This window comes from Fusicatenibacter faecihominis (genome assembly GCF_020686945.1).
In the GTDB taxonomy this organism is placed as follows: Bacteria; Bacillota; Clostridia; order Lachnospirales; family Lachnospiraceae; genus Limivivens; species Limivivens faecihominis.
The window spans coordinates 36,198-48,129 of the sequence record NZ_JAJEPR010000018.1 but is presented as its reverse complement, the minus strand read 5'-3'; the positions used below and the strand labels follow the sequence as shown (position 1 = coordinate 48,129).

Sequence of the window (11,932 nt, the reverse complement as noted above, 5' to 3'; positions counted from 1 at the left end):
GTCAATCCTTCAGCTTCGGATCCAGAGCGTCCGTCAGTCCGTCTCCCACCAGGTTAAAGGAAAGGGAACTCAAGATGATGAACACGCCCGGAAAGGCCAGAAGGTAAGGTGATGTAAAAATGTACGTCTGCGCTGCGGAAAGAAGCGCGCCCCACTCCGGTGAAGGCGGCTGGATTCCCATGCCGATGAAGCTTAAGCCTGCCGCAGACAGGATCATGTCAGAGATTGCCATGGTCGTATTTACGATGATCGGGCCCATGGCGTTGGGAAGCACATACCGGAAAATGATCCGCGCGTTGGAAGCGCCGTAAGACCGGGCCACCTCCACATAGTCCTGATCCGCTACGGTGAGCACCACGGAACGGATCAGCCGGACGTTTCCGGGAATACAGGAGATCGTGATTGCGATGATCAGATTTCTCATGCTGGTTCCGAGGGCTGCCACAACAGCCAGGGAAAGCAGGATTGGCGGTACGCACATGAAAACGTCGATGATTCGGCAGATCACGTTGTCCACCATGCCGCCGAAATAGCCGGCGCTGGCTCCCAGGATCGCTCCTGCCACCAGAGCCATGAGACTCGTCGCCACGCCAATGAAGAGGGAATATCTCGCTCCGTGTACCACACGGGCAAAAACGTCACGTCCGAACTCGTCGGTTCCGAACCAGTGCGCGACGCTCGGCCACTGTAGACGGTCGGCTCCCACCTGCTCGACACATTTTGCGTAGGGGACGATGAGATCGGCAAAAACAGCCATTCCCACGATGATGCAGAGGAGCACAAGTCCGACAACCGCCGCTTTATTCTTTTTGTAACGCCGCCAGAATTCTTTTAACTGGGCGTGCTTTTTCGCTCTTTTTCTATTCACGGACTTTTCCTCCATTCTGGTATTTTGCCTTGATTCTGGGATCGATGAAGGCGTAGAGCACATCCACGACGAGGATGATCAGGCTGAAAAGGGTCGCGAGGAACAACGTTGCGCCCATAACCACCGGAATATCCTTCTGACGGATCGCTGTGGTGATCAGGGTTCCCATACCGGGCATGGCAAAAACGGTCTCCGCGATAATGGCGCCGCCAAGGGAAGCGCCGAAGCTGGTTCCGAGGGTCGTCACCACGGGAAGAAGGGCGTTACGAAGGGCATGCTTCCAGATGATGCGCTTCGGTGAAGCTCCCTTTGCCTTTGCGGTGCGGATGTACTCCTGACGGACCGTCTCCAGCATGGCCGACCGGGTCAGCCTTAAAAGGCCCGCGGCCGAACCCATACAGACCGTGAGCGTCGGCAGAATAAAGTGTTTCAGGCTTCCTGCGCCGTAGGAGGGCAGCCAGTGAAGCTTCAGGGAGAATAAAAGCATCAGCATAAGTCCGAGCCAGAAACCGGGGATGGAGGCAAAAATCAGAGCCACCACCACCAGCGTGTGGTCCAGAACGGAATACTGTTTGACAGCGGAAAGGATTCCTAAAGAAATACCCAGGATGGAGGCGATGGACATGGAGAAGACCGTCAGAAGAAGGGTATTCGGGAAACGCGCCATGATATCCTCAATCACCGGCTGGCGGGTCTGATAGGAGGTTCCCAGACTGAAATGGAAAATGATATCGCCGATGTAATTAAAAAAACGGACCAGGAACGGCTGGTCATAGCCGAACTCTGCGTTCAGCGCCGCAATGTCTTCCGGTTTTGCCGTGATTCCGAGGATGATGGAACCCGGATCACCCGGCGTCAGGGAAAGGATCGTGAACACGAGAAAAGCCACGCCCAGAAGCACCGGAATCATGTAGAGAAGACGTTTGATAACATATTTGTGCATAAAAGTGCTCTCCTTTTTAAACGAAGAAAGGCGCTGTTCATTTTGACAGCGCCTGCCTTGCTATGTAATTACTCAGCCCAGGTAAAATCGTAGATGGAGTAGATTCCTTCGTAGGGGAACTCCGGGCAGTTCAGATCGGTGTTGTAAGCGAACAGGGTCAGCGGGTTGTCGATCACGGCGTAGATCGCTTCATCCTGCGCTTTGGTAAGGATCTCGTCGAAGAGCTCTTTTCTCGCATCGGTGTCGGTCTCGGTTCTGGTCTTCTCGAAGAGCTCGTCCATGGTTGCATCACTGTAACGGGCGTTATTTGCTGTTCCGATGTAATCGCTGGTAAATGCCATCTCAAGCATCTGGGTATCGCCGTCCAGTGTCATCTCAAGAGCGGTGATGCCGTAGTTTCCGCTGGTCAGGTCGCCGATGTAGGAGTTGAACTCTTTGACTGCGATGGTCACGTTCAGTCCGACAGCTGCCAGATCGCTCTGAAGAACGGTAGCGATATTGGAATATTTCTCAGCTACCAGCATCTCGCCCAGGTCGTAAGGAGTCTCGATGCCGGCCTCAGCTAGAAGCTCTTTTGCTTTTTCCGGATCGTAGGTGTACTGGAACTGGTCGTCAGAGTAACCGAAACGGTCTTTGGAGCAGATATTCGAGTTCACCTCGGCCTCGCCGTCGTAGCAGACCTGAACCAGGTTCTCGCGGTTGATGGCGTAGTTGATGGCCTGACGAACCTTCACATCGTTGAAGGGCTCTTTCTCGGTATTCATGGATACATAGGTGAAACCGGAGTTTGCTACCTCTGCGATCTCGATATTCGGGTTTGCGGAAAGCTGTGCAATGGTGGAGGACTCGATGGTTGCAAAGTTCACCTCGCCGGTCTGCAGGGCGATGGCAGTGGTGGACTGATCCGGAATCACCTCAAAGGTCACTTCCTTGATCGGAGCTTCGCCTCTGTAATAGCCGTCATAGGCTTCCAGAGTTACGTTGCTTCCTTTGCTTCTGCCGGTATATTTGTACGGGCCGCTTCCTACGGGATTGGTGGCAAACTCATCTGCGGAGCTGTCATAATAATCTTTGGAAGCGATGTTTACCTGACACACGCCCAGCATAAACGGGGAATACGGATTGCTCAAATGGCAGACAACGGTGTAATCATCCGGTGTTTCCACGCTGTCAAGGCCTGTCACCATGGAACCCTGATACTCGGAGTCCTTGCAGAGCTCCAGGGAGAATTTTACGTCTTTGGCAGTCAGCGGTGTACCGTTGTGGAAGGTCACATCGTTTCTCAGATGGAAGGTGTAATCCAGTCCGTCGTCGCTGATCTCGTAGGATTCTGCGATTCTCGGCTCCGGATCATGGCTTCCGTCGGGGTTCATGTACATCAGAGTGTCGTAGATCTGGCTTAAAATGTCATGCTCCACGGTGGTGCTGTAATCGGTAGAATGTAAGGTATCCACGTCCGCGTCTACAGCGATGGTAAGGTCGGTCTTGGCTGCTGCCTGAACGGAGAGTGCTCCGCCGGCCAGGGATGCCATCATTACTGCTGCTGCCAGAAAAGCTGTTGCTTTTTTCATAATAACTTCCTCCTTTTTTCTCAATCCTTAAATTCATAAGCAGAAATGGCCTTCATAAGATCCACGCCTGCCTCGATATCTTTTTTCGATGCCACGGAACACTGAGCATGGGGATAACGGACCACGGTAACGATACCGCTGACCTTTACGCCCCAGTTGGAAAGGTTCATGCTGGAAGCGTCAGTGCCGCCCTTGTCGATGACCTCTCTCTGATATTTGATGCCGTCTCTCTCGCAGCACTCCTCCATAGCAGCTGCGAGATCCGGATCGCAGACAACAGAAGGATCACAGATCTTGATGCCGATGCCGCCGTCCACGGTGTTGCTTCCCTGCAGGTCGCAGGGGTAATCGTGAGCCGGTGTGATATCCACAGCGAAACCGAAATCCGGCTGAATCCGGGCTGCAGTCACTTTGGAACCGCGGCAGCCGACTTCCTCCTGAACGGTGAATACATAGTAGACATCATTGGGATAAGTACCGTCGTTCTCTTTCAGGGCTTCCAGAAGCTGATAGCAGCCGATACGGTCATCCAGGGAGCGGGAGCTTACCCGGTCGTTCTGAAGGTCGATCCAGGGACCGAAATAACCACACACATCGCCGAGTTTTACATGTTTTGCCGCATCCTCCGCAGAGGTGGCTCCGATATCGATGAAGAGCTTGCCCACATCGTTTTTTGCATCCTCGATCCAGCCCTCGCAGCCAACCACGCCGTTGACACCGTTCTGGAACTCGACTCTCTCATTATAAGCGGAACCTGCCCAGTTCCAGCCCATGTTGCAGACCTTCAGACGTCCGTCCGCCTCGATCTTTTTTACCATGAAGCCGATCTCGTCCATATGGGCCGCAAACATCAGCTTCTTTTTATTTTCCCCGTCCGTTCCTTTTTTCAGGACGATGAGGTTTCCAATGGCATCCACTGTCATCTCATCCGCATAAGGAGCAGCTTCCTCCTCAATGATCTTCCGGACATTTTTCTCGAAACCGGAAACGCCATGAGCGGCGACCAGTTTTTTCAGTAAGCCTTCTTCTCTCATGATTACTTCCTCTTTTCATTCTTCCGGGCTGCTCTTTATCGCAAGAAAGTGTAAAACTTTAAATTGTGAAAGTGCGAGCCAAAAATTTATAAAATTTTACCATTTTTTCATATAGTTTGCAAGACTCAGTTTGTAAATATTCAGAGCCAGGCAGATTTTCAGGAAAAAGTGTGAGTCATGCTTGCATGAACGAACACTTTCGACTAGAAATCTATTTGTCGAAAAGCCACAACGGGATGAAACGCAGCGGAATCGAGGTGCGGCTCTGAATATTTTTAATAGGAAGATTCTCGTATATTGACTTTTTCCATCCTATTTCATATGGATTTCCCGCTATTTATTACGTTTTTTTCACTTCTTTGTGATTTTTTTAATAAAATGTTTATTATGCAGTGGATTGTATTTTCAAATATGCTATGATAGACTCTAGTTATTGGTGTTTATTATCGCAGAAACGGGGGAAATATAATGAAAAACTGGGCGGATATCCTGAAAAACCTGACCATACTAACGCAGTTCGGCCTTTCTTTTATTACCCCGCTTCTTCTGTGTCTGGCCCTTTCCTGGTGGCTGACGGAAAAATTCAATCTCGGCTCCTGGGTTTACATCCCCGGCTTTTTCTTCGGGCTCGGCGGTTCGGCCATGGTAGCCTACAAACTTTATCTCTCCGTCACCAGCCATCAGAAGAAGGAACGGAAAAAGACCAAACAGCATATTTCTTTTAACAATCATCATTAAAAGAAGGGAGTGAGTTTATGAACCTGTTCAAAGACCTTGCGCCTGCCATCAAAAAAGAGACAAAGCGCGTCGGGATCTTCACTTTTTCAGGTGTCGTCGTCATGTGGATCGTTTTTGTGATTCTCCACGCATGCATGCCGGAAAAAGTCCCCTTTGACTACACGGTAATCCTGGGTGGATTCTTAGGCGGCCTCATCGCTGTCCTGAATTTCTTCCTCATGGGCGTCACCGTACAGAAGGTTGCCTCCGAGGCAAATGAAGACAACGCAAGGCTCCGCATGAAGGCCAGCTATTCCCGCCGGACCCTTCTCCAGATGGCCTGGGTTGTCGTCGCCATTGCAGCTCCCTGTTTTCAGTTTGCTGCCGGAATTCTTCCCCTGTTGTTCCCGAGTTTCGGGATCAAGCTCATGGGATTGATTCATAAAGAATGAGGAACGGAGGTGAAAACAAATGGAACTGGATATTACGGGGGCCCGGATCCTCTGGGAAACACCCATCAATGTGCCTATTTTAGGGCAGCTTAAGATCAGCGAAACCATGGTGGTCAGCTGGCTTGTCATGCTTCTCATCACTGGCGCGTGCATCTGGCTCACCCGTGATCTGAAGGAAGAGAACATATCCAAGAGACAGGCTCTGGCCGAGCTCATCGTAGAGAAGGCCAACCAGTTTGTCGTCGGAAATATGGGCGAGAGATTCCGCTATTTCGTACCTTTTGTGGCCGCGCTTTTTGCCACCAGCGTACTCTCCAACCTGATCAGCCTCATCGGCCTTCGAAGCCCCACCGCTGATCTTTCCACAGAAGCCGCCTGGGCTGTGGTGGTATTTATCATGATCACCGCTCAGAAAATCAAGACCAACGGCTTCGGCGGATATCTGAAGGGCTTTACCACCCCCATCGCGGTGATGACTCCTTTCAATATCCTTTCCGAACTGGCAACGCCGGTCAGCATGGCCTGCCGTCATTTTGGAAATATTCTTTCCGGCGTGGTAATCAACGCGCTGATCTACGGCGCTCTGGCTGTGGCAAGCTCCGCGCTCTTCGGACTGATCCCCGGTGTCGTGGGGGACGTTCTCTCAAAGATTCCCTTCCTCGATGTGGGAATCCCTGCCATCCTGTCCGTCTACTTTGACTGGTTCTCAGGATGCATGCAGGCATTTATCTTCTGTATGCTGACCGTCATGTACATCGCGAACGCTGCGGAAGAAGGTTAAGATTAAAAAAACACTTTACTCAAGGAGGACTTTATTATGGATTTTCAGATGCTCGCAAAAGGTATCGCATTAGCTGGTTGTGCAATCGGTGCAGGCTGCTCCCTGATCGCAGGTATCGGACCTGGTATCGGTGAAGGTAACGCCGTAGCAAAAGCTCTTGAGGCCATCGGCCGTCAGCCGGAGTGCAAAGGTGACGTGACTTCCACCATGCTCCTGGGCTGTGCCATCGCTGAGACCACCGGTATTTACGGTTTCGTAACCGGCCTTCTTCTGATCTTCGTAGCTCCGGGAATGTTCATGAACTTCCTGAGTTAAGCATACCAGGGGACAAAGTTCAAAAAGCTGTTCGTGCTTGTACGATAAAGCGTTTGAACTTGGGACCCGCCAAACAGCTACACAGACAGAACAAGGTTTGGAGGCCATAAATATGCAGGTACAGGATTTAGTAGGCATTGTGCCATGGACCTTCGTAGCCACGATCTTAAACCTCTTTATTCAGGTTTATCTCATCAAGCGTTTCCTTTTCAAGCCCATCAATGAAATCCTGGAAAAACGCAAGGCCCACGCCGACGCGGAGATCCAGGATGCCACAAAGGCCAAAGAAGAAGCGCAGGCCATGAAGGCGGAATACGAAGAAAACATGCAGAATGCCAAAAACAAGGCCAGTGAGATCCTTACTACCGCCCAGAAAACGGCTGCCATCCAGAGTGAGGAAATGCTCCGGGAGGCATCTAGACAGGCCGCTGCCCTGAAAGAAAAAGCTGAAGCTGACATCGTTCAGGAGAAACGCAAGGCCGTCAACGAACTGAAAGACGAGATCGGCGGCATGGCCATGGAGATCGCCGGCAAAGTCATCGAACGGGAAGTAAACGAAAAGGATCATGCGAAACTCATCGATGATTTCATCTCACAGGTAGATGAAACCGCAGACAGAAATGCAGGTGATATTTCATGACACAGGCAGCCAGAGTCTATGGAGAAAGCATGTACGCCCTCGCCCTTGAGGAAGGGCTTACCGGCGAGATCCTGGAGGAAATGAAAGTCATCCGTACTCTTTTCCAGGAAAATCCGGATTATGTTCATCTTCTTTCAGAGCCGTCCATTCCGGGAAACGAGCGCATCGATCTCATCGAGGCCGCTTTCGGAAATCAGGCAGAAAGATATCTGGTCAATTTTTTAAAGCTTCTCTGTGAACGAAATCTTCTTCGGGAATTCGGCGGCTGCTGCGACGAATATGCCCGGCGCTACAACCGTGACAACGGTATCGCCGAGGCAACGGCGACTAGTGCGGTTCCCATGACAGAGGCACAGGCAGAAGCACTGAAACAGAAATTAGAAAAACTCAGCGGGAAAAAGATTTCCCTGAGTCTTAAAACAGATCCTTCTCTCCTCGGCGGCGTGCGCGTGGAGCTGGAGGGCAAAGAGCTGGACGGAACCGTAAAAGGCCGCCTCGACGGACTTTCCCGGAAACTGGACAGCCTGACACTGTAATCGGATGTTCAGTCATTCAAAAATGAAAATCCATCCTATTGCAAACAAGTTTGCATAGTCTGTTTTTTCATTTTGCTGATGCTCTGAACTGTTAAACTATATAAAAGGATGGAAATGGAACCATGCAATTAAAACCTGAAGAAATATCCAAGGTCATCCGCAGCCAGATCAAATATTATGATAACGCCATCCACCAGAACGAGACCGGAACCATCCTGATGGTGGGCGATGGTATCGCCCGGGCCAGCGGTCTTATCAACTGTATGGCTGGCGAGCTTCTGGAATTTGAAGACGGAAGCTACGGCATGGCGCAGAACCTGGAAGAAAACAGCGTCTCCATCGTACTGTTCGGAGACGGTGAGAAGATCGGCGAAGGCCAGAGCGTCAAGAGAACCGGAAAAGTCGTTTCCGTTCCCGTCGGCGACGCCCTCATTGGCCGTGTCGTCAACGCACTGGGACAGCCCATCGACGGCGCAGGCCCCATCGTGGCAGACGAGTACCGCGCCATTGAAAGCCCGGCCCCGGGTATCTGTGAACGGCGTTCCGTTCATGAACCCCTCCAGACCGGTATCAAGGCCATCGACTCCATGATCCCCATCGGCCGCGGCCAGCGTGAGCTCATCATCGGCGACCGTCAGACCGGTAAAACCGCCATCGCTGCGGACACCATCATCAACCAGAAGGGCAAAGATGTGATCTGCATCTACGTCGCCATCGGCCAGAAACGTTCCACCGTGGCCGCCCTTGTGGAAAATCTCGCCAAAAACGGCGCCATGGACTACACCACCGTTGTAGCGGCTACTGCTTCCGAGGCCAGCCCTCTGCAGTACATTTCTCCCTACTCCGGCTGTGCCATGGGCGAATATTTCATGTATAAAGGAAAGAACGTGCTCATCATCTACGATGATCTGAGTAAGCATGCGGTGGCTTACCGTGCTCTTTCTCTTCTGATCCGCCGTCCGCCCGGCCGTGAGGCTTATCCGGGTGACGTTTTCTACCTTCATTCCAGACTGCTGGAGAGAGCTGCAAAACTGGATGACGCCCACGGCGGCGGCTCCATGACCGCTCTTCCCATCATCGAGACCCAGGCAGGAGACGTTTCCGCGTACATTCCCACCAACGTGATCTCCATCACCGACGGTCAGATCTTCCTGGAGACCGAGCTTTTCCACTCCGGCGTTATGCCTGCGGTAAACCCGGGTATCTCCGTTTCCCGAGTAGGCGGAAACGCCCAGATCAAGGCCATGAAGAAGGTAGCCGGAACCCTGAAGCTGATCTACTCCCAGTACCGCGAGCTCCAGAGCTTCGCCCAGTTCGGTTCCGATCTGGACGCCGACACCAAGGCCCGTCTGGAACAGGGCGCCCGTATCGTGGAAGTCCTGAAGCAGAACCAGAACTCCCCGGTTCCCGTAGAAAAACAGGTAGCCATCTTCTATGCCGTCACGAAAGGAATCCTCTCCGCTGTGAAGGTTTCCGACGTTCACGACTATGAGATGGGCCTTTACACCTACCTCGACACCGACGCGGAGGGCGCTGCCGTGATGCAGACCATCCGTTCCACCGGAAAACTCGAGGAAGAGACGGAAAATCAGCTGAAAACGGTACTTGATACCTATACGAAGCAGTTCCTGGATTCGAAACCTGTATAACAGGGTCGAAAACTCAAAAAGCCGTTCGTGCTTGCACGGTAAGGCTTTTGAGCTTGAGACCCGCCAACGCGGAGCAGAGACCTTGCATGAGCTGCTTCGCAGCGAAGCAATTCGTAGCTATACATCAACCACTATACAGGAGGAATCACTTATGGCTGCAAATATGAAATCCGTAAAACTTCGGATCAAGAGTGTGGAAAGCACCATGCAGATCACCAAGGCCATGGAACTGGTGGCCTCCTCCAAACTCCGGAAAGCCAAAGACCGGGCAGACACCTGCCGCCCTTACTTCCGTGAACTCCATCAGACTCTGGTAGACATCGCAGAGGGCAACCTGGATTTTTCCTCCATTTACGCCCGGAAATCCTCCAGCGAAAAATACTGCTACATCGTCATCGCCGGAGACCGCGGCCTGGCTGGCGGCTATAACGTCAACCTTTTCAAATGCCTGGAGGAAGCCAGTGCCGGACAGGATTTCGTCGTCCTGCCCATCGGAAAAAAGGCTGTGGAATACGCCCACCGAAGGAAACTTCCGATCCTCACCGAGGAATTTGCCGAGATCGCGGAGATTTCCGTGGCGGACTGCTTTGAGATGGCGAGCCTTCTCTGCTCCGCCTTCAAAAAAGGAGAATTCGGCCACATCGAACTCTGCTTTACGAGCTTTGTCTCCATGCTCTCTCAGGTGCCGGAAATCTTTTCCATGCTTCCCCTGACAGATCTCACCGATCATGAGAAATCTGCAGAGGGTAAAAAAATCCGGAATCTGATCTGGTATGAGCCCAACGAGGTGGAAGTCTTTAACGCCATCGTTCCGGAGTATCTGGCAGGCCTCATTTACGGCGGTGTCTGCGAAAGCGTTGCCAGCGAGCTGGCCGCCCGCCGTACCGCCATGGAAGCCGCCACCAGCAATGCGGAGGATATGATCGATAAACTGAATCTTTACTACAACAGAGCCCGTCAGGCCAGCATCACCCAGGAGATCACCGAGATCGTCGGCGGTGCGGAAGGACTCTAAAAAAGGAGATCAACAATGACTGAAAAACATGTTGGCGAGGTAGTGCAGGTCATCGGCCCGGTTCTGGATATCCGGTTCGCCCACGATGAACTGCCTGCCCTTCTCAACGCCATTGAGATTGATAATAACGGCTCCCGACTGGTAGCGGAGGTGGCCCAGCAGACCGGTGACAACACCGTGCGCTGCATCGCCATGAACTCCACCGACGGACTGGTCCGCGGAGCAAAAGCCCTGGATACCGGCGGCCCCATCAAGGTACCCGTGGGCGAGGAATGCCTGGGAAGAGTGTTCAACCTTCTGGGCGATCCCGTGGACAACATGCCCGCTCCCGAAGCAAAAGAGCACTGGGCGATCCATCGTCCGGCTCCCGCTTACGAGGAGCAGATGCCCGCGACCGAAATCCTGGAGACCGGTATCAAGGTCGTAGACCTGATCTGCCCCTACGCAAAGGGCGGTAAAATCGGTCTTTTCGGAGGAGCCGGCGTAGGAAAAACCGTCCTTATCATGGAGCTGATCCACAACGTAGCCACCGCTCACGGCGGACTGTCCGTATTTACCGGCGTTGGCGAGCGTACCCGTGAAGGAAACGACCTTTACAATGAGATGAAAGAAAGCGGCGTTATCGACAAGACCGCCCTGGTTTACGGTCAGATGAACGAACCCCCCGGAGCCCGTATGCGTGTGGGCCTTTCCGGACTTACCATGGCGGAGTATTTCCGTGATGTGAAAAATCAGGATGTACTTCTCTTCATCGACAACATTTTCCGTTTTACCCAGGCAGGTTCCGAGGTGTCCGCTCTTCTGGGCCGTATGCCTTCTGCCGTTGGTTATCAGCCCACCTTGGCAACGGAGATGGGCGCTCTTCAGGAGCGTATCACTTCCACCAGAAAAGGCTCCATCACTTCCGTTCAGGCCGTCTATGTACCCGCCGATGACCTGACCGACCCGGCTCCGGCTACCACCTTCACCCATCTGGATGCCACCACGGTACTTTCCCGTGAGATTTCCAGCCAGGGTATTTACCCGGCCGTGGATCCTCTGGATTCCACCAGCCGTATCCTTTCCCCGGATATTGTCGGAACCGAGCATTACGAGACCGCCCGTGCGGTTCAGCGAGTGCTTCAGCGTTACAAAGAGCTTCAGGATATCATCGCCATCATGGGTATGGACGAGCTTTCCGAAGAGGACAAGCTCACCGTAAGCCGCGCCAGAAAGGTACAGCGTTTCCTGTCCCAGAGCTTCTCTGTGGCAGAGCAGTTTACCGGTATGGCCGGCCAGTACGTTCCCTTAAAGGAGACCCTCCGCGGCTTCCAGATGATCCTGAACGGCGAGTGCGACGACATCCCCGAAAGCTGCTTCCTCTTTGCAGGAACCATCGACGATGTTTTTGAAAAGGCCAAGAAGCTGTAAA

Annotated in this window: 13 protein-coding genes; 9 read left to right on the top strand and 4 right to left on the bottom strand. The window is 52.6% G+C overall.

The window, feature by feature from the left end:
* Position 1 precedes the first annotated feature (1 nt).
* From LKD71_RS11200 to LKD71_RS11185, 4 genes are all read right to left on the bottom strand, one after another.
* The gene (locus LKD71_RS11200; protein WP_227615468.1) at positions 2 to 868 is read right to left on the bottom strand and encodes an ABC transporter permease; all 867 of its coding nucleotides are present in this window, start codon (positions 866 to 868) and stop codon (positions 2 to 4) included.
* The gene (locus LKD71_RS11195; RefSeq protein WP_227615467.1) at positions 861 to 1,811 is read right to left on the bottom strand and encodes an ABC transporter permease; all 951 of its coding nucleotides are present in this window, start codon (positions 1,809 to 1,811) and stop codon (positions 861 to 863) included. Before LKD71_RS11195 ends, LKD71_RS11200 begins: the two co-directional genes overlap by 8 nt.
* Before the next feature lie 68 nt (positions 1,812 to 1,879).
* Positions 1,880 to 3,382 (bottom strand): ABC transporter substrate-binding protein, encoded by a 1,503-nt coding sequence (locus LKD71_RS11190; RefSeq protein WP_227615466.1) that lies wholly within the window; start codon positions 3,380 to 3,382, stop codon positions 1,880 to 1,882.
* Between the two features lie 20 nt (positions 3,383 to 3,402).
* A complete protein-coding gene (locus LKD71_RS11185) occupies positions 3,403 to 4,416 on the bottom strand; it encodes a M42 family metallopeptidase (RefSeq protein ID WP_227615465.1) in 1,014 nt (337 codons plus the stop codon).
* A gap of 468 nt (positions 4,417 to 4,884) precedes the next feature.
* Between LKD71_RS11185 and LKD71_RS11180 the strand changes: the two genes are divergently transcribed.
* The 9 genes from LKD71_RS11180 to atpD all read left to right on the top strand — a co-directional run bounded on the left by LKD71_RS11180 (position 4,885) and on the right by atpD (position 11,931).
* Positions 4,885 to 5,154, top strand: a complete 270-nt coding sequence (locus LKD71_RS11180) for an AtpZ/AtpI family protein (protein WP_178045054.1) — start codon at positions 4,885 to 4,887, stop codon at positions 5,152 to 5,154.
* Between the two features lie 17 nt (positions 5,155 to 5,171).
* Positions 5,172 to 5,585 (top strand): ATP synthase subunit I, encoded by a 414-nt coding sequence (locus tag LKD71_RS11175; RefSeq protein ID WP_178045055.1) that lies wholly within the window; start codon positions 5,172 to 5,174, stop codon positions 5,583 to 5,585.
* Positions 5,586 to 5,604: 19 nt separating this feature from the next.
* The gene (locus LKD71_RS11170) at positions 5,605 to 6,366 is read left to right on the top strand and encodes a F0F1 ATP synthase subunit A (protein WP_178045056.1); all 762 of its coding nucleotides are present in this window, start codon (positions 5,605 to 5,607) and stop codon (positions 6,364 to 6,366) included.
* 33 nt (positions 6,367 to 6,399) lie between these two features.
* On the top strand, positions 6,400 to 6,681 hold the full coding sequence (gene atpE / locus LKD71_RS11165) for an ATP synthase F0 subunit C (RefSeq protein ID WP_178045072.1): 282 nt from the start codon (positions 6,400 to 6,402) through the stop codon (positions 6,679 to 6,681).
* Positions 6,682 to 6,793: 112 nt separating this feature from the next.
* Positions 6,794 to 7,321, top strand: a complete 528-nt coding sequence (gene atpF / locus LKD71_RS11160; RefSeq protein WP_178045057.1) for a F0F1 ATP synthase subunit B — start codon at positions 6,794 to 6,796, stop codon at positions 7,319 to 7,321.
* Positions 7,318 to 7,857: an ATP synthase F1 subunit delta gene (gene atpH, locus LKD71_RS11155; protein WP_227615464.1), complete on the top strand. Its 540-nt coding sequence runs from the start codon at positions 7,318 to 7,320 to the stop codon at positions 7,855 to 7,857. The genes atpF and atpH overlap by 4 nt, the downstream gene beginning before the upstream one ends.
* Positions 7,858 to 7,979: 122 nt before the next feature.
* A complete protein-coding gene (gene atpA / locus LKD71_RS11150; protein WP_227615463.1) occupies positions 7,980 to 9,506 on the top strand; it encodes a F0F1 ATP synthase subunit alpha in 1,527 nt (508 codons plus the stop codon).
* Positions 9,507 to 9,657: 151 nt separating this feature from the next.
* Positions 9,658 to 10,521 (top strand): ATP synthase F1 subunit gamma, encoded by an 864-nt coding sequence (gene atpG / locus LKD71_RS11145; RefSeq protein WP_227615462.1) that lies wholly within the window; start codon positions 9,658 to 9,660, stop codon positions 10,519 to 10,521.
* 15 nt (positions 10,522 to 10,536) lie between these two features.
* The gene (gene atpD / locus LKD71_RS11140) at positions 10,537 to 11,931 is read left to right on the top strand and encodes a F0F1 ATP synthase subunit beta (protein WP_178045061.1); all 1,395 of its coding nucleotides are present in this window, start codon (positions 10,537 to 10,539) and stop codon (positions 11,929 to 11,931) included.
* The last annotated feature ends 1 nt before the right edge of the window (position 11,932 follow it).